Below are 23,191 nucleotides of genomic sequence, written 5' to 3'. Positions count from 1 at the left end.
CCGAACACTTAGGCAAACAGTTGCGCACTCAGCTCGCGGCTGGCGCTGAGCATGCTCGGCAGGAAACGCTGTTCCAGCTCGCTGCGGCTGACGCGTCCGGCGTGGGTGCTGACATTGAGCGCGGCCAACACCTGGCCGGACGCGTCGTACACCGGCACGGCGATGGAGCGCAGGCCCTGCTCCAGCTCCTGATCGACGATGCACCAGCCCTGCTGACGCACTTGTTGCAGGCATTCGAACAAGGCTTCGGGTGTGGTCAGGGTGCGGCTGGTCTTGGTTTGCAGCTCGGCGTGGTCGAGATAGTCCTTGAGCGAGGCATCGTCCAGCGCCGCCAGGAGGATGCGCCCCATCGATGTGCAATACGCCGGCAAACGCCCGCCCACCGACAGGTCCACCGATATCAGGCGCTGGGTAGTGGCCGAGCGGGCGATATACAGGATGTCGTCGCCTTCCAGGGTCGCCATGTTGCAAGCCTCGTGCAATTGCTCGCTCATACGGTCCAGGTACGGCTGGGCCGATACGGCCAATGGCGTGGAGGACAAATAGGCATGCCCCAGGGTCAGGACTTTGGGCAGCAGTGAATAGGTGCGCCCATCGGTGGTGGCATAACCGAGTTTGATCAAGGTGTGCAGGCAACGGCGCACGGCGGCGCGCGGGATTTCGGTGCGATGGCTGATCTGGGCGATCGTCAGGTGGCGCTTGCGCTCCTGAAATGCCTGCACCACCGCCAGGCCTCGGGCCAGGGAGGTCATGAAGTCCGGATCACCGGTAAACGCCTGGATACGTTTGGCCGGTGAAGCCACGATCGGCGGCGCCACTGACGCGAAGGAGTTGCGCAATTGATCGTTCATTTCAAGGGTCCTTTCTCTTGTTTTCAACCGCTGGGAGGGTTGGCCGCCATTACAAGCCGGGCCGGTCGGGATGTACAAGGCGGCGCCCGCAACATTGGGCGATTATCGGACGATCATGCGATTATCGCAATTCTCCTGGTGGAACCCGAAAGCCGAGATGACCACTACAGTAATGCGCCCAATGCCCAGGACTCACACCGCCATGTAACAAAAGCCTCACACGAAGTTGACGCTTTTTAACTTAATGCTGATAGTTTTATTCAAACGCGCCGCTATAATGCAGCTTGTGCAGAGGTCAGCCCGGTTTCTTTATCATCGGGAGTGGAGCTCACCAGGCGATGCGCATTGCAGGCATCACCGGTCACACATACCTGTTTATAAGATCTGCCCTTTGGTCCTTTTCAAACTTGAATGGTTTTACTGTTCAATTTCAAACAACCCGAGGACGACTTTCAGGCATGACGCTGCACCGTCAATACACTCAACTTAATTAGGTAACACTGTGACGAAAGACGAACTGCGCGCGGAACTTGAGCGCCAGGAACAACGTTACAAGGACGTTTACGGCGGGGAAGTCACCACCTACGCCGCGCAACCTGAACCCGAGCGCAAACCCTGGCGCAAACGGGCCAGTTTGCTGGATCAGGCATTTGCCCAGGAAATTCAAAAGATTGAACAGGAACTCAAAACCGAAGAGCCATAAGCCCTTCGCTCAGAGTTTCCAGGGTTTTGCTGTCTCTGCTGGCTCACCGCCAGCGGAGGGCACCGCGCATTGACACACCATTGGTCAGCGTCCTGCTGCAGCCAACGAAATTTCATACAAATGTTTCTGACATGACGTTTGCATGACAAATCCGTGTCTTTTCGGCCCCGCACTTTATAAATCAAAGACTTGCCAAAGCCCCGAAAACCCTGGGATGCGCCGCATTGCCCGGTATTTTTTCAGTGAAGATTGTTACCGATGAGCAGCTAATGCATCGATTACTGAGGTTTTCTGGCATAATCGCGCCCCCTTACGACCGGGTCAGAAAACCTTCATGATCGATTTATTCAGCGGACTGGATGCTTGGGTTCTAGTGAGCCTGTTGCTCGCCCTGGCCTTTGTCCTCGCCTTCGAGTTCATCAATGGCTTTCATGACACCGCTAACGCGGTGGCCACAGTCATCTACACCAAAGCCATGCCGCCGCATCTGGCCGTGTTCTTCTCCGGGGTGTTCAACTTCCTCGGCGTGTTGCTCGGTGGTGTGGGTGTCGCCTACGCCATCGTGCACTTGCTGCCGGTGGAGTTGCTGATCAATGTGAACACCGGCCATGGCCTGGCAATGGTCTTCTCTTTATTGGCAGCAGCGATCACCTGGAACCTGGGCACCTGGTACTTCGGTATCCCGGCCTCCAGCTCCCATACCTTGATCGGCTCGATCCTCGGTGTCGGCCTGGCCAATGCCCTGATCAACGATATCCCCTTGGCTGACGGTGTGAACTGGCAGAAAGCCATCGATATCGGCGCTTCCCTGGTGTTCTCGCCGATGGCCGGTTTCCTGGTCGCAGCCCTGGTGCTGATCGGCCTGAAGTGGTGGCGCCCACTGTCGAAAATGCACAAGACCCCGGACCAGCGCCGCAAGCTCGACGACAAGAAGCACCCACCGTTCTGGAACCGTCTGGTATTGGTGATCTCGGCCATGGCCGTGAGCTTCGTGCACGGCTCCAACGATGGCCAGAAGGGCATCGGCCTGATCATGCTGGTGCTCATCGGTATCGTACCGGCGCAGTTCGTACTCGACCTGGGCAGCACCACTTACCAGATTGAACGTACTCGCGACGCTACTGTGCACTTGAGCCAGTTCTACGAGCGCAATAACGCCACCCTCGGTGAGTTCCTGGCGCTGGGCAAAAGCGTCAAGGACGACCTGCCGGGCAAGTTCCAGTGCAACCCGCAGCAGACCGAACCGACCATCAATGCGTTGATGGACACCTTGAAAGGCGTTTCCGACTACCACTCGCTGACTGCCGAGCACCGCATTGAAGTGCGCCGCTACCTGCTGTGCCTGGACGACACCGCGAAGAAAGTCGGCAAGCTGCCGGGCCTGGATGCGCGTGAGAAGTCCGACCTGGACAAGCTGCGCAAAGACTTGACCGCCACCACCGAATACGCCCCGTTCTGGGTGATCCTCGCCGTCGCACTGGCCCTGGGCCTGGGCACCATGGTGGGCTGGAAGCGTGTGGTACTGACCATCGGTGAGAAGATCGGCAAGCAAGGCATGACCTATGCCCAAGGCATGTCGGCGCAAATCACAACGGCGAGCATGATTGGCCTGGCCAACATCTTCAGCCTGCCGGTGTCGACGACCCACGTGTTGTCATCCGGCGTGGCCGGCACCATGGTCGCCAACAAAAGCGGGCTGCAAGGTGGCACGGTGAAGACCATCCTGATGGCCTGGGTGTTGACCTTGCCGGCAACCGTGGGCCTGTCGGCCGGGTTGTTCTGGCTGGCGTCCAAGGCATTGGGTAGCTGATAGGCTGCGGCTTTTTTATCTACAGATCATTCCCACGCTCCGCGTGGGAATGCAGCCCTGGACGCTCCGCGTCTGCTCTTAAAGGCGTGACGCGGAGCGTCACATGAGGCATTCCCACGCGGAGCGTGGGAACGATCATCTGCACAACACATTAAATAGCAGGCAAAAAAAAGGGCGACCGAAGTCGCCCAAAATGCCTTGCGTGCTCATGTAACCCGGAAGAACTTACGGTTCTTTACGCTTATTAGCGTCCTTCCAGATAAAAATCCCGAACCCTACAAAAAACAGCACCATGAGGCTGACAGTCAGCACCCCGGCAAATACCACATTATCGAAAAACATGACCGGCCTCCTGCTCATGCCCTGTTGCGATAGGGCTAAGTTAATGGAGAAGGCGGATTGGAAAATTGACGGGGATCAATGTCGCCCGCAACGGGGCGTAAAGAAGGACAATAACTGACCTGCATCAACAGATGCAGGTTGTTTCAACGCTTTTTCGGTTTGTTCTTCGACTTCTTCCTGGTCTTGCCTAAAGGCATCGCCTGTTCAAACGCCTGGCGCACTTCGTTCAGGCGCTTGTCATTCAGGTCATGCACACGCTTGGCGCGTTCAGCATTCAGGTCAATCAGCTTGTCGTCATCACTCATGGCTGGGCATACGTCGTGGCGGGAATGGCTCAATAATGCGGCCTCTCCCGCTCGACGGCAAATACCAGAATGAAAATCCCCGTACTTCCCTCTCCTGGCGCTTATTTATCCCGCTCAAAGGTAATGATGGAACGGGTAGTCCCCGGCCAATTCGGCATTTGGCGCCAGGGCGTCAGCACTTCCAGGGTGTTGCCCCTGACCTGAAAATCACGGCATTGCACCGTCCCCACCCACGCCGGATTCCAGGCAGAATCAACCTCTGTGCACCATTGATTGCCCTCGACCCGCTCAATACCGGTATAAGCCACCAGCGTATTCAACAGCACTGATTTTTCAGCGTCGGAAGTGCCGGGCTTTCTTCCCTCGCCGGTCAACACGAAAGCCACTCGATGATCCGCGGTAAAAATAACGCGCCCGGAAGGACGGCTGCCCATTGCCGGGATTTTCTCGCGGGTATCCTGGGATTCAACCTGATAGCCGACCAGCTTCCAGGCCCCGACCAGCGGTGACTCATTCGCTGCTGCGCCTGCGCAAAGGCCCATTGAAACAGCCAACCCGATCACATTGGCCTTTATAAGGTTTTTCATCGCTCTACCGTCTCAAAAAAGACACAGAGCTTTGCGTACAGCTGCCCGGCGAGATGTAGGGCATATCCCCAAACTACGACAGAAGAATCTGCGGGCGACAAAAGGAAGCACATCACCCAAAATCGACACTTTCCCACTTACCCTGTAGGCGCACTCAGTTGGCACTGCACAATGACCTTCCGCCGCTGCTGGCCCTGCGCGCTTTTGAGGCGGTGGCGCGGCACTTGAGTTTTATCAAGGCCGCCAATGAGTTGTCGGTTACCCAGAGCGCACTCAGCCACCAAGTGCAAAAGCTCGAACAGTATCTGGGCAAACCACTGTTTATCCGACGCACCCGCGCGATTGATCTGACCACCGACGGCCAACACTACTACGACGAAATTCGCCCGGCCCTCGGCATGATTGCCGCCGCCACCCGCGCGCAGAAAGTCGCCCCCACGACCACAGTCCTGCGCGTAGGCCTGCTCGCCTCGTTTGCCACCCTGTGGCTGGCCCCACGCCTGGCCGGGTTTCTCAATCGCTACCCGCATATCCAGGTGGAACTGCTGCCGGCGATTCAATTAGCCAATGTCGCCGCCGCCGAGGTCGACCTGGCCATTCGTTATGGCAAGGGCGACTGGCCCGATGTACAGGCCACGCGCTTGATGGCGGAAGTCATTTCACCGGTGTGCAGCCCGGCCTTCAAGGCCAGCCAACTGCACAACGCGCCCTTGTTGATGGCCACCTCGCACCGCCCTTTCGAGTGGACGGATTGGTCGGCGCACTATCAGGTCAACCTCGACCACCACCCCCGCGTGCTGCTGCACGATTACAACATCGTGGTTGAGGCCGCCGTGGCTGGCCAAGGCATCGCCATGGGCCGTCATCGCCTGATAGCGCGCAGGCTCCAGGACGGCAGCCTGGTAGAAGCGTTCGACTGGCCGCCCTATCACAGTGAAATCGGCTACTGGCTGATCGCCGCCCAAGGCCCGGCCAGCGAAGCCGTGGAATGTTTCAGCGCCTGGCTAAAGGAAGCTTGTTGCGACACTTGAGTTATTTCGATACGTCCCGTGAGATCTATCCGTTTGTCGCCTCTCACTGCGTCCAACATGCTCACCCCTCTTCACCCAAGAGGATTGAACATGAGCGACTCCATCCGCCAACGCGTACTAGCCCTTGGCCTGACGCTGCCAACTCCCAGCCAACCCGCAGCCAACTACATCAACCACGTCACCAGCCAGAACCAGCTGTTTATTTCCGGGCAAATTCCAATGCTCGACGGTAAACCTGCCTACATCGGCCGGCTGGGCGAATCCCTCAGCGATGAAGAAGGCGCCCAGGCGGCAGAGCTGGCGGCGTTGGGGTTGCTCGGCCAGTTAAGCGCTGCCGTCGGCGATGACCTGTCGCGTGTAGTGCGCATTCTCCGCTTGGGTGTGTTCATCGCCAGCAGCGGCGATTTCACGCGCCAAAGCGGGGTTGCCAATGGCGCATCCAATCTGCTGGTGAATGCCTTGGGCGACAAAGGCCGGCATGTGCGCACCGCCGTCGGCGTGTCGAGCCTGCCCGCCGGCGTCGCCGTGGAGGTGGACGCAATTTTCGAGCTGCTGTCGTGAGCCCGCTGCAGGTCCAGCATCTGCGTGAAGATACACCCGGCTGCCAATCGGGCATCGTGCACTTCAACCATGCAGGTGCCTCGCTGCCGAGCCAAGCCACCCTCGACGCGATCATCGACCAGTTGCAACGCGAAGCCCGCGATGGCCCGATGGAGGCCGGCGAGCATGGCGCGATTCTGGTGGAAAAAGCCCGGCGCGCAGCTGGGCAATTGCTCAATGCGCCCGCCGCCTCGATGGCCTTTGCCAGCAGCGGCTCAACCGCCTGGAGCATGGCGTTCCAGGCCTTGGGGCCGTGGCAGCCGGGCGACCGCATCCTGGTGGGCCGCCATGAATGGGGCGGCAACCTGGCGAGTATGCAGTTGGCCGTGCAAGCGGGTGCACATGTGGAGGTCATTCCCTGCGATGCGACCGGCGCGGTCTGCCCGCTGGCGCTGGAAGCGATGATTGATACCAACGTCAAGCTGATCGACCTGACCTGGCTGCCGGCCAATGGCGGCCTGATCAACCCGGCCCAGGCCATCGGCGAAGTGGCCAGGCGCTACGCAATCCCCTACTTTATCGACGCCGGCCAGGCGGTCGGCCAGTTGCCAGTGGATGTGCAGGCGCTGCACTGCGATGTACTCAAGTCCGCCGGGCGTAAACACCTGCGCGGGCCGCGTGGCACGGCGCTGTTGTATGTGCGGCCGGACTTTCTGCAACGCCTGAACCCCGCCCAGCGCGACGTGTTCTCGGCGCCCTGGACCGCTCAAGGGTTCGACCTGCGTAACGATGCCCGCCGCTTTGAAACCAGTGAAGTGTCCTACGCCTTATTGGCGGGGTTGGGCAATGCGTTGCAGGAAATCAACCGACTGGGCGTGGAGCGGACATGGGAAAGGGTCCTGCAGCTCAGTGGACGAATCCGCGACGCGCTGCGGCAGATTCCGGGCGTTTCCCTGCACGATCTGGGCACGGCTCACTCCGGCCTGATCGCCTTCAACCTCGCCGGCTGGGAGGCGTTTGAACTCAAACGTCGGCTGGGACTGAAGCGCATCAACATCGGCGCCAACGGCGTGGCCTACACGCCGCTGGATATGCAGGCGCGGGGGCTTACAAGCATCGCGCGGGTTTCCGTCAGCCCGCTCAACACCGAACACGACATCGAGTTGCTGATCGCCGCGCTGCGCGAGTTGCGCGATTAAACCTCGACGTCCACCCACAAACCCTGGCGCGGCGCGTCTTCGATCAGCGGCGCCACCGGTACCGTGTTGTCGGCGTTGAGCTCATCGCCAGGGACCGCCAGATGCGCCTCGGGGTCTGCATCCGCTTCGCGCCGGCGTTTCTGTTGCTCCTGCTGACGGCGTTGTTCTTCGCGCAACAGCAGGGTCGACTGCTCGGCATCGCCCTTTTTCAGGTCGATGGTGCTTTCGTTCGAGCCGGCCTGCACGGGCACCACGGGCGGGATGTCCGGCTTCTGGCGCACCGGATCAAGTTGCGACGTGACCGGCACAACGCTCAAGGGCAGTATGGGTGGCAGCATGGTTTTTAGTCTCCTGTTGCGCAGACTGTCGGCTGCGGGAGGGACGACTTGAGTGCCAAGCCCCCAACTTGTGAACCAATCGTCATCTATCCGACGAACCTATCGCCCTTTTTCTTGCCGCTTGTAGCTTAAAGCATGAAGCTGCACCTATTCCTTTTGGTCTGGAAGCCGTGTTCCGTTAGAATAGTCGGCTTTTTCACGGCGGGAGTCAGGCAGCATGGCGCAGCAGTATCAACCGGGGCAACGCTGGATTAGTGACAGCGAAGCAGAGCTGGGGTTAGGCACCGTTCTGGCACAGGACGGGCGCTTGTTGACCGTGCTCTATCCGGCCACTGGCGACACTCGTCAGTATGCGCTACGGAATGCGCCCCTCACTCGTGTGAGGTTTTCGCCGGGTGACAGCATCACCCATTTCGAAGGCTGGAAAATGACCGTACAGGAAGTCGACGACGTCGATGGCCTGCTGGTCTACCACGGCCTCAATGGGCAGAACGAGCAGGTCACCCTGCCGGAAACCCAACTGTCGAACTTCATCCAGTTCCGTCTGGCCAGCGACCGTCTGTTCGCCGGGCAGATCGACCCGCTGGCCTGGTTCTCGCTGCGCTACCACACGCTGGAACACACCAGCCGTCAGTTGCAGTCCTCGCTGTGGGGCCTGGGCGGCGTGCGTGCGCAACCTATTGCTCACCAACTGCACATTGCCCGTGAAGTCGCTGACCGTATCGCGCCACGGGTATTGCTGGCCGACGAAGTGGGCCTGGGCAAGACCATCGAAGCGGGCCTTGTGATCCATCGCCAACTGCTGTCGGGCCGCGCCAACCGCGTACTGATCCTGGTGCCGGAAAACCTCCAGCACCAGTGGCTGGTGGAAATGCGCCGTCGCTTCAACCTGCAGGTTGCGCTGTTCGACGAAGAACGTTTTATCGAAAGCGATGCCGCCAACCCGTTCGAAGACACCCAGCTGGCGCTGGTGGCTCTGGAATGGCTGGTGGACGACGAGAAGGCCCAGGACGCGCTGTTCGCCGCCGGCTGGGACCTGCTGGTGGTCGACGAAGCCCACCACCTGGTGTGGCATGAAGAAAAAGCCAGCCCGGAATACGCGCTGGTCGAGCAACTGGCCGAAGTGATCCCAGGCGTGCTGCTGCTGACCGCCACCCCGGAACAACTGGGCCAGGACAGCCACTTCGCGCGCCTGCGCCTGTTGGACCCGAACCGCTTCCACGACCTGCACGCCTTCCGCGCCGAAAGCGAGAACTATCGCCCGGTAGCCGAAGCCGTGCAGGAATTGCTGGACAAGGGCCGCCTGTCGCCAAAAGCGCACAAGACCATCCAGGGTTTCCTCGGTGACGAAGGTGAAGCACTGCTCACCGCCGTCAACGATGGCGACACCGAAGCCAGCGCACGCCTGGTGCGTGAGCTGCTCGACCGCCACGGTACCGGCCGCGTACTGTTCCGTAATACCCGCGCCGCCGTGCAGGGTTTTCCGGAGCGCAAGCTGCACGCTTACCCGCTGCCGAACCCGGACGAATACCTCGAACTGCCGCTGGGCGAACACGCCGAGCTGTACCCGGAAGTCAGCTTCCAGTCGCAGCCGGATGTTGAAGAAGAAAACCGCTGGTGGCGTTTCGACCCGCGCGTCGAGTGGCTGATCGACCAGCTGAAAATGCTCAAGCGCACCAAAGTGCTGGTGATCTGCGCCCACGCCGAAACCGCCATGGACCTGGAAGACGCCCTGCGCGTGCGCTCCGGCATCCCGGCCACAGTGTTCCACGAGGGCATGAACATCCTCGAGCGTGACCGCGCCGCTGCCTACTTTGCAGACGAAGAGTTCGGCGCCCAGGTGCTGATCTGCTCGGAAATCGGCAGTGAAGGTCGCAACTTCCAGTTCTCCCACCACTTGGTGCTGTTCGACCTGCCGTCCCACCCGGACCTGCTGGAACAGCGGATCGGCCGTCTGGACCGGATCGGCCAGAAGCATGTGATCGAGCTGCACGTGCCGTACCTGGAAACCAGCCCGCAAGAACGGCTGTTCCAGTGGTACCACGAAGCGCTGAACGCGTTCCTCAACACCTGCCCGACCGGCAACGCCTTGCAGCATCAGTTCGGCCCGCGCCTGCTGCCGCTGCTGGAAAACGCCGACGACGGCGAGTGGCAAGCCCTGATCGACGAAGCCCGTGCCGAGCGCGAGCGCCTGGAGCAGGAACTGCACACCGGTCGCGACCGCCTGCTGGAGCTCAACTCCGGCGGCGCGGGTGAAGGCGATGCGCTGGTGGAAGACATTCTTGAGCAAGACGACCAGTTCGCCCTGCCGATCTACATGGAAACCCTGTTCGACGCCTTCGGCATCGACAGCGAAGACCATTCGGAAAACGCCCTGATCTTGAAGCCCAGCGAAAAAATGCTCGACGCCAGCTTCCCCCTCGGCGACGACGAAGGTGTGACCATCACCTACGACCGTAATCAGGCGCTGTCGCGTGAAGACATGCAGTTCATCACCTGGGAACACCCGATGGTGCAAGGCGGCATGGACCTGGTGCTGTCCGGCTCGATGGGCAACACCGCCGTGGCGCTGATCAAGAACAAGGCGCTCAAGCCGGGCACTGTGTTGCTCGAACTGCTCTACGTCAGCGAAGTGGTGGCACCGCGCGCGCTGCAACTGGGTCGTTACTTGCCGCCGGCGGCCCTGCGCTGCCTGCTGGACACCAACGGCAATGACCTGTCTGGTCGTGTGTCGTTTGAAACCCTCAATGACCAGCTGGAAAGCGTGCCACGCGCCAGCGCCAACAAGTTCGTGCAGGCCCAGCGCGATCAACTCACGCCACGCATCAATGCCGGCGAAGAGAAGATCACCCCGCGCCACGCCGAGCGTGTGGCCGAGGCTAAACGCCGTCTGGCAGCCGACACCGACGAAGAACTGGCGCGCCTGACCGCGTTGCAAGCGGTCAACCCGACCGTGCGCGACAGCGAGCTGGTGGCGCTGCGCAACCAGCGCGAGCAAGGCCTGGCCATGCTCGACAAGGCGGCGCTGCGGTTGGAGGCCATTCGGGTGTTGGTAGCGGGTTGATAACCGCCCTGCCCTGCTAAAGAAGAAGGCCCGCGCAATGCGGGCCTTTGATCGTTCCCACGCTCTGCGTGGGAACGCCGCCCTGGACGCTCTGCGTCCGCTCCTAGAAGCATGACGCAGAGCGTCACAGGATGCATTCCCACGCGGAGCGTGGGAACGATCAAGCTACAGCGGCAGCAGCCGGCACCTCCACCGCCCCCAGCCCATCCTTCATCTTCTTGGCATCGCGTACAAAACTGCGTGAGGCCTGGAACAGAAACAACATGGTCAAGAACAGCGCCACCGGAATCAGGTACATGGCGTCGTGCAACCCCACCGCTTTATACGCCTCGGTCATCTGCGAGGCGCCATCGGCATACATTGCCGAATGGGCAAAATGATCAGACAGGCCGCCCACCACCACCGGCCCCATGCCACCGCCCAGCAAGTACAAGCCGGCAAAAAACAGCGCCATCGCCGTGGCGCGCAGGCGCGGCTCAACCACGTCCTGGATCGCCGTGTACACGCAGGTGTAGAAGTTATAGGCAAACAACCAGCCCACACTGAACAGCGCCACAAACACGCCAATCTCAATGCGCCCGGCATGCAAGGCCCAGGCAGTGGTGATGGTCGAGATAATCAGGCTGCACGCGGCAAACAGCAGCCGGCCGTTGGCGACCCGCTGATGGACCTTGTCGGCAATCCAACCGCCCAGGGTCAGGCCCACCAGCCCGGTGATGCCGACAATTACGCCGGTGGCCACTGCGGCGTCCTGCAACGGCATCAGGAAATAGCGCTGCAACATCGGCACCAGGAACGAGTTGCACGCATAGGTGGCGAAGTTAAAGCACAACCCGGCCAGCACCAGCCACAGGAAGGTCGGTACCGCCAGAACGCGACGAATCGGGCGGTCGACGCGTTCCTGGGAGACTTGCACGGTTTCCGCCGCGCCGCGCTTGGGTTCCTTGATATAGAACATGAAGATCGCGAGGATCAGCCCCGGCACAGCCGCGATAAAGAACGGTGCGCGCCAGCTGTCGAACGCCTTGACCATCGCGCCAATGGTGAAGAACGCCAGCAGCAGGCCCAACGGCAAGCCCAGCATGAAAATGCCCATGGCCCGGGCGCGGCGGTGGGCGGGAAACAGGTCGCCGATCAGCGAATTGGCCGCCGGCGCATAGCTGGCTTCACCGATGCCGATGCCCATGCGCACCAGCAAAAAGGTCCAGAAGCTGCCGACCATGCCGTTGACCGCCGTCAGCCCGCTCCAGGCAAACAAGCCCCAGCCCATCAGTTTGCTGCGTGAACCGGTATCGGCCAGGCGCCCGAGCGGCAGGCCGGCGATGGCGTAAACGATGGTGAAGGCGGTGCCGATGATACCGAGCTGGAAGTCGCTCAAATGCCATTCCATGCGGATGGGCTCGATGATGATGGCGGGGATGGTGCGGTCGAAGAAATTGAACAGGTTGGCGAGAAACAGCAGGAACAGAATGCGCCAGGCATTCGCCGCTTGGGTCGAGTTCTGCATGGGTCCGTCTCTTTTATTGTTATGAGAGCTGCGATGCCCGATGCATCCTGCCCGGTACCTGCAACATAATCAGGCCAGGCACGCTTGTCTGTAATGATTCGTAAAGCTGATAGGGCATGATTTCGCCCGTAACCGCGGGACTTTCCCTACGAAAATATAAGTTCGCGCCCCCCTTCCCAACCGCCATGGCACGGATAGAATGGCGAGCCTTCCGTAACACCCCAATCCTGCTTTTCTTATCGATGACGCCCATGTCCGAAGCCAGTCCGTGTCTGAGTTGCGGTGCCTGCTGTTCACACTTTCGTGTGTCTTTCTTCTGGGGTGAATGCGCCTCATCGGGTGGCACAGTGCCCGATGACCTGGTGGTGCAGATCAACCCCACGCGCGTGGCGATGATCGGCACCGACCAGAAACCCGCAAGGTGTTGCAGCCTTGAAGGCGAGGTCGGCAAGGGCACCCGTTGCACCATCTATGAACAACGCTCAAGCCCCTGCCGTGAGTTCGACGCGTCGTGGAGCCAGGGCGAACACAACGTCGACTGCGACAAGGCGCGCGCCGCCTTTGGCCTGCCGCCGTTAGAGGCGCCTTTTGAACTGGACCTGCCGATCAGCGCTTAGCATCAAACGCTATGGCGGGCATGCCAAAATGGTTGAGAGCAAAGTGCCATTATCCCTGGCAAATCCCGCGAGGCTTCTATACTCGACTTCATAGGTCATCGCCGTAGGCAGTGACGTGACGCTATGACGGGGCTTGCTATGGAATGGCTGGGTCTGCATTTTTTTACCGACCTGCCAGAGAACGGGCACTTATTACTCAATTGCAGTCATAACCCTTTTCTGGTGCTACTGGCGTATCTGGTTGCTTGCGCGGCCGGTTTCGGCACGCTGGACATGGCTGAACGTGTCGGCCATGTCGACGACCCTACCGCCCGCCGTCATTGGCGCTGGTTGGGAGCGGGTTGCCTGGCGGGTGGCATCTGGTCGACGCACTTCATCAGCATGCTGGCCTTCCAGGCACCTATCGCCATTCATTATGAATTGCTCATGACGTTCGCCTCGCTGGTGATCGCCTTGATCGCTTCGCTGTTCGCCATGCAAACCCTGAGTCACACGCGCCTGCGATTCCATCAATATTTGCTGGCGTCGATTTGGATGGGCCTGGGTATCGCGCTGATGCATTACGTCGGCATGTCGGCCATGCGCTCCCAGGCCGATGTGTACTTCGCAACCGACCTGTTCATGGCCTCCGTGGCCATTGCCATCGGCGCCAGCCTGGCCGCGCTGTTGCTGTCGAGCTACCTGCGCACCGGCGCCGGCGTGTTCCATCAACTGCTCAAATACGCCGCCAGCCTGGTGCTGGGCGCCGGCATCCTGAGCATGCACTTTACCGGCATGGCGGCCATGCAAATGCTGGTGCCGGCCGGCGCTGACCTGTCGTTGCCACTGGATAACAACCCGATTCAACTGGGCTTGTCGGTGGCCGTGATCACCCTGTTGGTGATCGGCAGCAGCGTCAGCGCCGCTCTCGCCGACAAAAAACTGCAACACAAGGAGCGCGACCTGCGCCGGGTCAACGCCCTGCTCAGTGAGCTGGACCAAGCCCGCGCTTCGCTGCAACAAGTGGCGCACTTCGATGCGTTGACCAGCCTGCTCAACCGTCGCGGCTTCAACCAGATCTTTGCCGAGAAGGTCGCGGAAAAAACCGCCGGTAACGGCATGATGGCGGTGATCTTCCTCGATATCGACCACTTCAAGCGCATCAATGACAGCCTCGGCCACGATGCCGGCGACCAACTGCTCACCGTACTGGCCGGGCATATCAAGGGCTCGGTACGCAGCCATGACGATGTGGTCGCGCGGTTTGGCGGCGACGAGTTCTGCATCCTGATCAACATTCACCATCGCGACGAAGCGCGGCACCTGGCCCAGCGCATCATGCTGAAGATGAAAGAACCGATCGAACTGGCCGGCCGGCGCATGGTGATGACCACCAGCATTGGCATCAGCCTGTTCCCCGATGACGGGCTGACCTGCGAAGAGTTGCTTAAAACCGCTGACCTGGCGCTTTACCAGTCCAAGGACGCCGGGCGTAACAGCCTGAACTTCTTCAGCTCCAACCTTAAAACCCGCGCCTTTCTTGAACTGCAACTGGAAGAGGAGCTGCGCGCCGCGCTGCGCGGCCGCAATGAATTGGTGCTGTTCTACCAGCCGATCTTCGACATGAAACTGGGCAAGGTCACCCGCCTGGAAGCACTGGTGCGCTGGCAACATCCGCAACATGGGTTGCTGGCCCCGGACCGGTTTATCGGCATTGCCGAAAACAACGGATTAATTGCCGAGCTCGACCACTGGGTATTGCGTCAGGCCTGTCACGATTTGAGCCTGCTGTCTGACCGCGGTTACCCCGAGCTGACCATGGCCGTGAATTGCTCGGCCTTGAATCTGGCCCGTGACGAGTTGGCCGATGAGATCGAAGCCGCCCTGCGTTTTGCCGGGATCGCCGCCAGCCGCCTGGAACTGGAAGTCACCGAAAACGCGCTGATGGGCAATATCAGCAGCACCCTGGCGCTGTTGCGCCAGATCCGCGCCCTGGGCGTTTCGCTGGCCATTGATGATTTCGGCACAGGGTATTCCTCCCTGGCCTACCTCAAGCGCCTGCCGCTCAATACCCTGAAGATCGACCGGTCGTTTATCCAGGACATCCCCAAGTCCACCGCCGATGTCGAGATCGTGCAGGCGATCATCGGCATGGCCCACACTCTGCACTTGCAGGTGGTCACCGAAGGTGTGGAAACCCAGGCGCAATTTGAACTGCTGCTCAAGCACGGCTGCGACTTTATCCAGGGCTACCTGCTCAGCCCGGCGGTGCCTTTGAGCGATGTGGTGGGTGTGATCCAGGGCATCCACATGCGTAACCCGCTCTACCCGTTCAGCGTCGAGGGCAATAAGGACGCGATCACGCCTAAGGACCCTGGGCCAGGCCGCATCGGCCCGCCATCCATTGTCAGGCCCATTCGATAACGTCGTTTTTTGGGATTTAGCCATCATCTATTTGGATGAACGCCGACGAACGGCCGATTCATCGGAGTACGCCGGGTACACCTCTTGAAAAGGAAGAGTTGATCGTTCCCACGCTCTGCGTGGGAATGCCGTCCGCTCTTCGTGACGCAGAGCGTCACCGGATGCATTCCCACGCGGAGCGTGGGAATGATCTGCGGCTTTGCCACACCCGGAAACAATTCCCTCGATGTTTCGCCCGCTTTAAAACTGTTCCCGTGACGCTTACGTCACCGTCACCTGTGACCTTTCTCTACGGCAAGATGCCATCACCGCGTCAGCGGTTACTCCGCTACACACTCGATCGGCGAAAAAACACGCACCTTTTTTGTGCAGAGCTTTCTTACGCTGCCCTTTCCTGGATCAGAATCCACGGCGAAACCACCACCGCCCACAGGCCTGGATCGCGCTCAACCAAGTCCAGCGCCCGCGTCGCAGACACTTCGCCAAGGCTCCCTGCGGCCAGCCAACCAGCGACTTTGTCGCGGTTATCTTCGGCCATTGCTTCGGCCGCTTCGATCAAATCCAGGCCGGCGTCGACCCACAATAGGGCACCCTTGGCAAAGAACGGTTCAAGCTCCTTCCAGGAAATTTCGGCGGTTTCACCGAGCAGCTTGGCATAGAGGGTGCTAGGTTCTTGCGTCATGGGAATTCACCTGAATAAAAAATCGGCGCAATCATAGCGTCAGGCGTCAGGCAGAAAAACCCAGTTGCAAATGAGGCACCGAACGAAAGTGTCAGGAAAGCCAAGGATTGCCTGAAACTCTGGCATCAGCCCGCCGCGATTCTGTCTTTTTCTTTCATTAAAGCGACACACCCAGGGTTTGCCCCCAGCAGCCAGCTTTTCAAGCGATCAACCGGCGCTCTACACTGTACCGGTACAGTTGCCAGGGCAATGCCGGGGGGATATCCGCGATATCTGATCCGGTTCTGCAGCTCACAAGGCCGCTAGAACTATAAAAAATACAACAGTAAGAGTGGAGCACTATGAATAAGGCTACTAAGCAGATTTCCAAACTGTTTGCCGCTATGGTCCTGGCTGGGGTTGCCGGCCATTCGTTCGCAGCCGACACCATCAAGATCGGTATCGCCGGGCCTAAGACCGGTCCAGTGACGCAATACGGCGACATGCAATTCATGGGTGCCAAGCAGGCAATCGCCGACATCAACGCCAAAGGCGGTGTCGACGGCAAAATGCTTGAAGCAAAAGAATACGACGATGCGTGCGATCCAAAACAAGCCGTTGCCGTAGCGAACAAAGTGGTCAACGACGGCGTCAAGTTCGTAGTCGGTCACCTCTGCTCCAGCTCCACTCAGCCAGCGTCCGACATCTACGAAGACGAAGGCGTGATCATGATCACCCCGGCGGCCACCAGCCCGGAAATCACTTCCCGTGGCTACAAGCTGGTGTTCCGCACCATCGGTCTGGACAGTGCTCAAGGCCCAGCGGCCGGCAACTACATCGCCGACCACGTGAAGCCTAAAGTCGTTGCTGTTATCCACGACAAACAGCAATACGGTGAAGGCATCGCCACCGCCGTTAAACAGACCCTCGAGAAAAAAGGCGTGAAAGTCGCCCTGTTCGAAGGCATCAACGCGGGCGACAAAGACTTCGGCTCGCTGATCCAGAAGCTCAAGCAAGCCAACGTCGACTTCGTCTACTACGGCGGTTACCACCCAGAGCTGGGTCTGATCCTGCGCCAGGCCAAGGAAAAAGGCGTGAACGCCAAGTTCATGGGCCCAGAGGGCGTCGGCAACGACTCCATCTCGCAAATCGCCCAGGGCGCTTCCGAAGGCCTGCTGGTAACCCTGCCGAAATCCTTCGACACCGACCCGGCCAACAAGGCCATCGTTGAAGAGTTCACCAAAAACAAGCAGGACCCAACCGGCCCGTTCGTGTTCCCGGCCTACTCGGCTGTTGAAGTGATCGCCGGCGGTATCGCTGCCGCGAAAAGCGAAGACACCGCCAAAGTGGCGGCTGCCATCCACGCCGGCACCTTCAAGACTCCAACCGGCGACCTGAGCTTCGACGCCAAGGGCGACCTGAAGGACTTCAAGTTCGTGGTCTACGAATGGCACTTCGGTAAACCAAAAACCGAAGTTTCCCCTCAGTAAGCCAGGCGTTACTGGTCCAACAAGCCCACTGTGAGAGCAGTGGGCTTTGTTTTACGAGGTTTATGGGCCTGTCACCCGCGATCCGGGCGCGGGCTCACCTGAAAATCTTAAAACCGTCACCAGCGGTTCGCTGGCAAACGCTTTGTGCAAATGTGCTCACAGAACACAGTGCAGGGCCGGAACATGACTCCACCAGTGAAATGCGTATCGGGTTTTTAGGAGCGCTGTAATGCCTGAGATCTATCATTTTTTCCAAACGCTGGTTAACGGCATGACCGTTGGCAGCACCTATGCCTTGATAGCCATTGGCTACACAATGGTTTACGGCATCATTGGAATGATCAACTTCGCCCATGGCGAGGTGTACATGATTGGTTCCTACGTGGCCTTCATCGCCCTTGCCGGGCTGGCCATGCTGGGTATCCACTCCCTGCCGCTGTTGATGACCGCCGCGTTCCTGGCGTCGATCGTCGTGACCAGTGCCTATGGCTACAGTATCGAACGCGTCGCCTACCGCCCCTTGCGTGGCAGTAACCGTTTGATCCCGCTGATTTCCGCCATCGGCATGTCGATTTTCCTGCAGAACACCGTATTGCTGTCCCAGGACTCCAAGGACAAGTCCATTCCCAACCTGATCCCGGGGAGCTTCTCCTTCGGCCCAGGTGGCGCACAAGAAGTGCTGATTTCGTACATGCAGGTGCTGGTTTTCGTCGTTACCCTGGTGGCGATGCTCGGCCTGACCCTGTTCATTTCCCGCTCCCGTCTGGGGCGCGCCTGCCGGGCCTGCGCCGAAGATATCAAGATGGCCAACCTGTTGGGCATCAACACCAACAACATCATCGCCCTGACCTTCGTGATCGGTGCCGCATTGGCCGCCATTGCGGCGGTGCTGCTGAGCATGCAGTACGGCGTGATCAACCCCAACGCCGGTTTCCTGGTAGGCCTCAAGGCCTTTACCGCAGCGGTCTTGGGCGGCATCGGCAGTATTCCGGGCGCGATGCTCGGCGGGCTGGTGCTGGGTGTGGCTGAAGCCTTTGGCGCCGATGTGTTCGGCGACCAGTACAAGGACGTCGTGGCGTTCGGCCTGTTGGTTCTGGTGCTGTTGTTCCGTCCGACCGGCATCCTGGGCCGTCCGGAGGTTGAGAAAGTATGAGCAGATATCTTAAATCGGCGTTTTTCAGCGCCTTGCTGGTATGGGCCGTGGCCTTTCCGGTACTCGGCCTCAAGCTGAGCATTGTCGGCATCAACCTGGAAGTGCATGGCACCGGTCCCGTGACCCTGACCATCATCGCCCTGTGTTCGGTGCTGATGTTCCTGCGCGTGTTGTTCACCCAGCAGGTCGGAGCGTTTTTCAAGGGCAACCGTGGCCCGTTGGTGTCGCCCAAGGTCAGCCAGTTCCTGACGCTGCCGCGTACTCAGCGCTACATCATCATCGGTCTGATCGTGGCCGCGTTGATCTGGCCGTTCTTCGGCTCGCGCGGCGCCGTCGACATCGCCACCCTGATCCTGATCTACGTGTTGCTGGGCCTTGGCCTGAACATCGTGGTGGGCCTTGCCGGTCTGCTCGACCTCGGTTATGTGGGTTTTTATGCCGTGGGTGCCTACACCTACGCGCTGCTCTCACACTACCTGGGCTGGGGCTTCTGGATCTGCTTGCCACTGGCGGGCATGGCCGCCGCTACATTCGGCTTCCTGCTGGGCTTCCCGGTGCTGCGCCTGCGCGGTGACTATCTGGCGATCGTGACCTTGGGTTTCGGTGAAATCATCCGTCTGTTCCTGCGTAACCTTACCGATATCACCGGTGGCCCCAACGGCATCAGCAGCATTCCCAAGCCAACGTTCTTCGGGCTGACGTTCGACCGCACCGCTGCCGAGGGCATGCAGACCTTCCACGAATACTTCGGGATCGACTACAACCCGGTCAGCAAAGTGGTGTTCCTGTACCTGGTGGCGTTGTTGCTGGCATTGGCGGCTCTGTTCGTAATCAACCGCCTGCTGCGCATGCCGATCGGCCGCGCGTGGGAAGCATTGCGCGAAGATGAAATCGCCTGCCGTGCGCTGGGCATGAACCCGACCGTCATCAAACTCTCGGCCTTCACCCTCGGGGCAACCTTCGCCGGTTTCGCCGGCAGCTTCTTCGCCGCGCGCCAAGGCCTTGTGACCCCGGAGTCGTTCACCTTTATCGAGTCGGCGATCATTCTCGCCATCGTGGTATTGGGTGGCATGGGCTCGCAACTGGGCGTGATTCTCGCCGCGATCGTGATGATCCTGCTGCCGGAAATGATGCGTGAGTTCAGCGAATACCGCATGTTGATGTTCGGCGCCATGATGGTGCTGATGATGATCTGGCGTCCTCAAGGTCTGCTGCCGATGCAACGCCCACACATGGAGCTGCGCAAATGAGCCGCGAGATCCTGAAAGTCGACAATTTGAGCATGCGCTTCGGCGGTTTGCTCGCGGTCAACGGCGTGGCCCTGACCGTCAAAGAGAAACAGGTTGTGGCGTTGATCGGCCCGAACGGCGCCGGCAAGACCACGGTGTTCAACTGCCTCACCGGCTTCTACAAGCCGAGCGGTGGCAGCATCCTGCTGGATGGCCAACCCATCCAGGGCCTGGCCGGTCACGAGATCGCCCGCAAGGGCGTGGTGCGTACCTTCCAGAACGTGCGCTTGTTCAAGGACATGACGGCGGTCGAAAACCTGCTGATCGCCCAGCACCGTCACCTGAACACCAACTTCTTTGCCGGTCTGTTCAAGACCCCGGCGTTCCGCAAAAGCGAACGCGAGGCGATGGAATACGCCGAGTACTGGCTGGACAAGGTCAACCTCACCGAGTTCGCCAACCGCCCGGCCGGCACCCTGGCCTATGGTCAGCAACGCCGACTGGAAATCGCGCGTTGCATGATGACCCGTCCGCGGATCCTCATGCTCGACGAACCGGCCGCCGGCCTGAACCCCAAGGAAACCGAAGACCTCAAGGCACTCATCACAGTGCTGCGCGAGGAAAACAACGCCACGGTGCTGTTGATCGAACACGACATGAAACTGGTCATGAGCATTTCCGACCACATCGTGGTGATCAATCAGGGCACACCATTGGCCGACGGTACGCCGGAGCAGATCCGCGACAACCCGGAAGTGATCAAAGCCTATTTGGGGGAAGCGTAAAATGCTGCAATTCGAAAACGTTTCCACTTTCTACGGCAAGATCCAGGCGCTGCACAGCGTCAACGTGGAAGTGCGCCAAGGTGAAATCGTCACGCTGATCGGCGCCAACGGTGCCGGCAAGTCGACGTTGCTGATGACCCTATGCGGTTCCCCCCAGGCCCACAGCGGCAGCATCCGCTACATGGGTGAAGAACTGGTGGGCCAGGCCTCTTCCGAAATCATGCGCAAGAGCATTGCCGTGGTGCCCGAAGGCCGCCGTGTGTTCTCACGCCTGACCGTGGAAGAGAACCTGGCCATGGGCGGGTTCTTTACCGACAAGGGCGACTACCAGGAGCAGATGGACAAGGTGCTGCACCTGTTCCCACGGCTCAAGGAACGCTTCAGCCAGCGCGGCGGCACCATGTCCGGCGGCGAGCAGCAAATGCTCGCCATCGGCCGGGCCCTGATGAGCAAGCCCAAGCTGTTGCTGCTCGACGAGCCGTCACTGGGCCTGGCACCGATCATCATCCAGCAGATCTTCGATATCATCGAACAACTGCGCAAGGACGGTGTAACGGTGTTCCTGGTGGAGCAGAACGCCAACCAGGCACTGAAAATCGCCGACCGCGCCTACGTGCTGGAAAACGGCCGGGTGGTGATGCAGGGCACCGGGGAGCAGTTGCTGACGGATCCTAAGGTGCGTGAAGCCTATCTCGGTGGCTGAGCCATTGAGGTAAACAAAAACGGCCCTCGGGCCGTTTTTTTATCGTCGCTTAATGCGTCGCAACCCATTGCCCCTTACTCGCGCGCTGGCCTGCCAGCATCAATGCCCCGCCCAATAGCAACAGGCCCGCCGCCAGGAAGATATACGCGCCGTACACGTCCAGCGGCGCGTCTAAATAGCCGATGACGCGCTCTGCCCTATTCAATGTCTGAGAACACACCAGCGTACCGGTCAACGAGGCGATGGCCAGTACCGGCGTGACCGTTGCGGACACACGCCCCATGTAGCCTTTAGGCACGGCTTCCTGGAGCATCGGCCCTTGCACAATCGCAAACACCGAGAAGAACAACCCACAGCTGAACATCAGCGCCCAGGCCAGGTAAAACGGCGGATGCAGCGAATACGCCAGGTAACTGAACCCATGCACAGCAGCGCAAAGGTAAAGGCCTGACGCGTGCTCAGTGACTTCAACAGCGGCCGGACCAGCACGGCAGCGATCAACCCGCCGACAGGGAACGCTGCGAGAATCAGCCCGTATTCATAAGGGCTCAAGCCCAAGGTTTTGAATGCGTACAAGGACAACGCGACGTTATTGACCCCCAGGGAAAACCCGTACAACGCGACACCGATCAACAACGACCTGATCGAGGCGTGCCCCCAGGAAAACCGCAGCCCTGCGAGCACTCCATGCCAAAAGGGCAGCAGTGGTGGCTCGACCAGCAAGGCCCGGCGCAGGCCCTGGGTAGACGCGATGCACAGGGCCGAACAGGCAAAGGCCAGCACATTGATCAGCAGTGCCAGGGCGGGGCCCACCCAGACAAATAAGGCCGGCCCAAGGGACGCCGACAACACTGAAATGCCCGTCAGGGAAAACATTGCCTTGGCCGATGCTTCAACGCGTCGTGCCCAAGGGATGACCACTTGCATGATCGCCTGGCGTGACGGGTTGAAAAACTGTGCGGCCGTGCTGTTAACCAACAACAACAGCAGCACACCGACGAGCACTTGCATCGGGTCCAGGCCGGCCAGCGAATAGATCACAAAAAAGATCAGGAAGTTGAGCACCCGAATCCCGTCCGCCGCGATCATCACGTACAGCGGCGTCATCCTGTCCACCCAAGCCCCGGCCAGTGGCGCTACCAGTACACGCGGTATAGCCGAAGCCGCCACCGCCAGGCCTACGGCCGTCGGCAAGAACGCACTGTCGTGAAACAGGTCAGTCACCAGCCACACAATGACGGTGCTCTCGAAAACGAACTCGCCAAACGATGAGAGGGCTTGCCCCAGCCACAGGAATGAGAAATTTCTGCTGATGAAAAAATCTGCAAAGCGGTTCTTCACAGCCAAAGCTCCTTATTGGTCTTGCGCACATTCGCCCAGTGCCAGGCATTGCTTGATCGTACAGCACGCACCAACACAGCTAGCGAACACTAAGACCCACGGCCATTTGCCCGGCATCGAAAATTTATTTACTACCTGCTGTAACGCAAACTGATGCCCCAACTCTAGAGGGGTAAGCAAGCAAAAACGCTTCCTTACCCAACCTCACTGCTGGAGTTACACCATGACTACTAAATCCCGTTCGCTGTCCGCCGCTACCCTCGTTCTGGCCCTGGGTTCGGCCCTGAGCTTTTCCGCCCTGACCAACATGGCCCACGCTGACGAAGCGAAAATGGACAAGTGCTTTGGTGTCGCCGAAGCCGGCAAGAACGATTGCGCTGCAGGCGCCGGCACTTCCTGCGCGGGCACCTCGAAAGTCAAAGACCAGGCCAATGCCTGGAAACTGGTCCCGGCCGGCACTTGCGCCAAGACCCCAAGCTCCACCTCACCGACCGGTTTCGGCCAGGAAGCAGCCTTCACCGCCAAGTCCTGA

At 59.8% G+C, this 23,191-nt stretch carries 23 protein-coding genes; 14 read left to right on the top strand and 9 right to left on the bottom strand.

Annotation, left to right across the window (positions count from 1 at the left end):
* Nucleotides 1-8 precede the first annotated feature (8 nt).
* Complete coding sequence (gene pcaR / locus BLV67_RS04060) at nt 9-851, bottom strand: pca regulon transcriptional regulator PcaR (protein WP_065929035.1); 843 nt, start codon at nt 849-851, stop codon at nt 9-11.
* Between the two features lie 502 nt (nt 852-1,353).
* Between pcaR and BLV67_RS04055 the strand changes: the two genes are divergently transcribed.
* A complete protein-coding gene (locus BLV67_RS04055; protein WP_003189295.1) occupies nt 1,354-1,554 on the top strand; it encodes a hypothetical protein in 201 nt (66 codons plus the stop codon).
* A 334-nt stretch (nt 1,555-1,888) separates the two neighbouring features.
* Nucleotides 1,889-3,364 carry an inorganic phosphate transporter gene (locus BLV67_RS04050; RefSeq protein ID WP_056857464.1) on the top strand — a complete coding sequence of 492 codons (1,476 nt, stop codon included), beginning with the start codon at nt 1,889-1,891 and terminating at the stop codon, nt 3,362-3,364.
* A gap of 225 nt (nt 3,365-3,589) precedes the next feature.
* Here BLV67_RS04050 and ccoM read toward each other — a convergent pair whose 3' ends face one another.
* The 3 genes from ccoM to BLV67_RS04045 all read right to left on the bottom strand — a co-directional run bounded on the left by ccoM (nt 3,590) and on the right by BLV67_RS04045 (nt 4,598).
* Complete coding sequence (ccoM, locus tag BLV67_RS33465) at nt 3,590-3,706, bottom strand: cytochrome c oxidase subunit CcoM (protein WP_017137226.1); 117 nt, start codon at nt 3,704-3,706, stop codon at nt 3,590-3,592.
* 143 nt (nt 3,707-3,849) lie between these two features.
* A complete protein-coding gene (locus BLV67_RS32880) occupies nt 3,850-4,011 on the bottom strand; it encodes a hypothetical protein (RefSeq protein WP_099485822.1) in 162 nt (53 codons plus the stop codon).
* A gap of 101 nt (nt 4,012-4,112) precedes the next feature.
* Entirely contained in the window at nt 4,113-4,598 is a 486-nt protein-coding gene (locus BLV67_RS04045; RefSeq protein WP_083221715.1) for a lipocalin-like domain-containing protein, read from the bottom strand.
* Nucleotides 4,599-4,756: 158 nt separating this feature from the next.
* Between BLV67_RS04045 and BLV67_RS04040 the strand changes: the two genes are divergently transcribed.
* The 3 genes from BLV67_RS04040 (at nt 4,757) to BLV67_RS04030 (ending at nt 7,368) form a co-directional block, all read left to right on the top strand.
* The gene (locus tag BLV67_RS04040; protein WP_069786273.1) at nt 4,757-5,629 is read left to right on the top strand and encodes a LysR substrate-binding domain-containing protein; all 873 of its coding nucleotides are present in this window, start codon (nt 4,757-4,759) and stop codon (nt 5,627-5,629) included.
* Nucleotides 5,630-5,719: 90 nt separating this feature from the next.
* The gene (locus tag BLV67_RS04035) at nt 5,720-6,190 is read left to right on the top strand and encodes a RidA family protein (RefSeq protein WP_065929033.1); all 471 of its coding nucleotides are present in this window, start codon (nt 5,720-5,722) and stop codon (nt 6,188-6,190) included.
* The gene (locus BLV67_RS04030; protein ID WP_069786272.1) at nt 6,187-7,368 is read left to right on the top strand and encodes an aminotransferase class V-fold PLP-dependent enzyme; all 1,182 of its coding nucleotides are present in this window, start codon (nt 6,187-6,189) and stop codon (nt 7,366-7,368) included. Before BLV67_RS04035 ends, BLV67_RS04030 begins: the two co-directional genes overlap by 4 nt.
* Here the strand turns inward: BLV67_RS04030 and BLV67_RS04025 are convergent.
* On the bottom strand, nt 7,365-7,706 hold the full coding sequence (locus BLV67_RS04025; protein ID WP_065929031.1) for an aspartate-semialdehyde dehydrogenase: 342 nt from the start codon (nt 7,704-7,706) through the stop codon (nt 7,365-7,367). The genes BLV67_RS04030 and BLV67_RS04025 overlap by 4 nt on opposite strands.
* A gap of 217 nt (nt 7,707-7,923) precedes the next feature.
* Here BLV67_RS04025 and rapA point away from each other — a divergent pair, with 217 nt between their 5' ends.
* Complete coding sequence (gene rapA, locus BLV67_RS04020; protein WP_065929030.1) at nt 7,924-10,770, top strand: RNA polymerase-associated protein RapA; 2,847 nt, start codon at nt 7,924-7,926, stop codon at nt 10,768-10,770.
* Between the two features lie 160 nt (nt 10,771-10,930).
* Here the strand turns inward: rapA and BLV67_RS04015 are convergent, their stop codons facing one another.
* Nucleotides 10,931-12,277: a spinster family MFS transporter gene (locus BLV67_RS04015; protein ID WP_069786271.1), complete on the bottom strand. Its 1,347-nt coding sequence runs from the start codon at nt 12,275-12,277 to the stop codon at nt 10,931-10,933.
* A 251-nt stretch (nt 12,278-12,528) separates the two neighbouring features.
* Between BLV67_RS04015 and BLV67_RS04005 the strand changes: the two genes are divergently transcribed.
* A complete protein-coding gene (locus tag BLV67_RS04005; protein WP_065929028.1) occupies nt 12,529-12,894 on the top strand; it encodes a YkgJ family cysteine cluster protein in 366 nt (121 codons plus the stop codon).
* 138 nt (nt 12,895-13,032) lie between these two features.
* Nucleotides 13,033-15,297 carry a putative bifunctional diguanylate cyclase/phosphodiesterase gene (locus BLV67_RS04000; protein ID WP_069786270.1) on the top strand — a complete coding sequence of 755 codons (2,265 nt, stop codon included), beginning with the start codon at nt 13,033-13,035 and terminating at the stop codon, nt 15,295-15,297.
* A gap of 379 nt (nt 15,298-15,676) precedes the next feature.
* On the opposite strand, the gene BLV67_RS03995 is transcribed toward BLV67_RS04000, so the two are convergent.
* Nucleotides 15,677-15,979, bottom strand: coding sequence for a DUF2288 domain-containing protein (locus BLV67_RS03995; protein ID WP_069786269.1), 303 nt, complete (start codon nt 15,977-15,979; stop codon nt 15,677-15,679).
* Nucleotides 15,980-16,320: 341 nt separating this feature from the next.
* On the opposite strand from BLV67_RS03995, the gene BLV67_RS03990 reads away from it, so the two are divergent.
* The 5 genes from BLV67_RS03990 (at nt 16,321) to BLV67_RS03970 (ending at nt 21,318) form a co-directional block, all read left to right on the top strand.
* On the top strand, nt 16,321-17,448 hold the full coding sequence (locus BLV67_RS03990; protein WP_017137213.1) for a branched-chain amino acid ABC transporter substrate-binding protein: 1,128 nt from the start codon (nt 16,321-16,323) through the stop codon (nt 17,446-17,448).
* Nucleotides 17,449-17,677: 229 nt separating this feature from the next.
* Nucleotides 17,678-18,601: a high-affinity branched-chain amino acid ABC transporter permease LivH gene (gene livH / locus BLV67_RS03985; RefSeq protein WP_017137212.1), complete on the top strand. Its 924-nt coding sequence runs from the start codon at nt 17,678-17,680 to the stop codon at nt 18,599-18,601.
* Nucleotides 18,598-19,851 (top strand): high-affinity branched-chain amino acid ABC transporter permease LivM, encoded by a 1,254-nt coding sequence (locus BLV67_RS03980; RefSeq protein WP_056857477.1) that lies wholly within the window; start codon nt 18,598-18,600, stop codon nt 19,849-19,851. The genes livH and BLV67_RS03980 overlap by 4 nt, the downstream gene beginning before the upstream one ends.
* The gene (gene livG, locus BLV67_RS03975) at nt 19,848-20,615 is read left to right on the top strand and encodes a high-affinity branched-chain amino acid ABC transporter ATP-binding protein LivG (RefSeq protein ID WP_069786268.1); all 768 of its coding nucleotides are present in this window, start codon (nt 19,848-19,850) and stop codon (nt 20,613-20,615) included. Before BLV67_RS03980 ends, livG begins: the two co-directional genes overlap by 4 nt.
* Before the next feature lies 1 nt (nt 20,616).
* A complete protein-coding gene (locus tag BLV67_RS03970) occupies nt 20,617-21,318 on the top strand; it encodes an ABC transporter ATP-binding protein (RefSeq protein WP_017137209.1) in 702 nt (233 codons plus the stop codon).
* 49 nt (nt 21,319-21,367) lie between these two features.
* Here the strand turns inward: BLV67_RS03970 and BLV67_RS33085 are convergent, their stop codons facing one another.
* Nucleotides 21,368-21,745, bottom strand: a complete 378-nt coding sequence (locus BLV67_RS33085; RefSeq protein ID WP_176727915.1) for a hypothetical protein — start codon at nt 21,743-21,745, stop codon at nt 21,368-21,370.
* A complete protein-coding gene (locus BLV67_RS03965; protein ID WP_176727914.1) occupies nt 21,682-22,659 on the bottom strand; it encodes an MFS transporter in 978 nt (325 codons plus the stop codon). Before BLV67_RS03965 ends, BLV67_RS33085 begins: the two co-directional genes overlap by 64 nt.
* A 223-nt stretch (nt 22,660-22,882) precedes the next feature.
* On the opposite strand from BLV67_RS03965, the gene BLV67_RS03960 reads away from it, so the two are divergent.
* Nucleotides 22,883-23,191, top strand: coding sequence for a BufA1 family periplasmic bufferin-type metallophore (locus tag BLV67_RS03960; RefSeq protein ID WP_069786267.1), 309 nt, complete (start codon nt 22,883-22,885; stop codon nt 23,189-23,191).

This window comes from Pseudomonas salomonii (assembly GCF_900107155.1).
In the GTDB taxonomy this organism is placed as follows: Bacteria; Pseudomonadota; Gammaproteobacteria; order Pseudomonadales; family Pseudomonadaceae; genus Aquipseudomonas; species Aquipseudomonas salomonii.
Note: the sequence above shows the minus strand (reverse complement) of the source record. Positions and strands in the feature narration are given on the sequence as shown.

Bases quoted from the DNA above. Each gene is read 5' to 3' on its own strand.
- pcaR (WP_065929035.1), bottom strand. From the start codon at position 851: ATGAACGATCAATTGCGCAACTCCTTCGCGTCAGTGGCGCCGCCGATC.
- BLV67_RS04050 (WP_056857464.1), top strand. From the start codon at position 1,889: ATGATCGATTTATTCAGCGGACTGGATGCTTGGGTTCTAGTGAGCCTG.
- ccoM (WP_017137226.1), bottom strand. From the start codon at position 3,706: ATGTTTTTCGATAATGTGGTATTTGCCGGGGTGCTGACTGTCAGCCTC.
- BLV67_RS32880 (WP_099485822.1), bottom strand. From the start codon at position 4,011: ATGAGTGATGACGACAAGCTGATTGACCTGAATGCTGAACGCGCCAAG.
- BLV67_RS04045 (WP_083221715.1), bottom strand. From the start codon at position 4,598: ATGAAAAACCTTATAAAGGCCAATGTGATCGGGTTGGCTGTTTCAATG.
- BLV67_RS04035 (WP_065929033.1), top strand. From the start codon at position 5,720: ATGAGCGACTCCATCCGCCAACGCGTACTAGCCCTTGGCCTGACGCTG.
- BLV67_RS04025 (WP_065929031.1), bottom strand. From the start codon at position 7,706: ATGCTGCCACCCATACTGCCCTTGAGCGTTGTGCCGGTCACGTCGCAA.
- rapA (WP_065929030.1), top strand. From the start codon at position 7,924: ATGGCGCAGCAGTATCAACCGGGGCAACGCTGGATTAGTGACAGCGAA.
- BLV67_RS04015 (WP_069786271.1), bottom strand. From the start codon at position 12,277: ATGCAGAACTCGACCCAAGCGGCGAATGCCTGGCGCATTCTGTTCCTG.
- BLV67_RS04005 (WP_065929028.1), top strand. From the start codon at position 12,529: ATGTCCGAAGCCAGTCCGTGTCTGAGTTGCGGTGCCTGCTGTTCACAC.
- BLV67_RS04000 (WP_069786270.1), top strand. From the start codon at position 13,033: ATGGAATGGCTGGGTCTGCATTTTTTTACCGACCTGCCAGAGAACGGG.
- BLV67_RS03995 (WP_069786269.1), bottom strand. From the start codon at position 15,979: ATGACGCAAGAACCTAGCACCCTCTATGCCAAGCTGCTCGGTGAAACC.
- BLV67_RS03990 (WP_017137213.1), top strand. From the start codon at position 16,321: ATGAATAAGGCTACTAAGCAGATTTCCAAACTGTTTGCCGCTATGGTC.
- livH (WP_017137212.1), top strand. From the start codon at position 17,678: ATGCCTGAGATCTATCATTTTTTCCAAACGCTGGTTAACGGCATGACC.
- BLV67_RS03980 (WP_056857477.1), top strand. From the start codon at position 18,598: ATGAGCAGATATCTTAAATCGGCGTTTTTCAGCGCCTTGCTGGTATGG.
- livG (WP_069786268.1), top strand. From the start codon at position 19,848: ATGAGCCGCGAGATCCTGAAAGTCGACAATTTGAGCATGCGCTTCGGC.
- BLV67_RS03970 (WP_017137209.1), top strand. From the start codon at position 20,617: ATGCTGCAATTCGAAAACGTTTCCACTTTCTACGGCAAGATCCAGGCG.
- BLV67_RS03960 (WP_069786267.1), top strand. From the start codon at position 22,883: ATGACTACTAAATCCCGTTCGCTGTCCGCCGCTACCCTCGTTCTGGCC.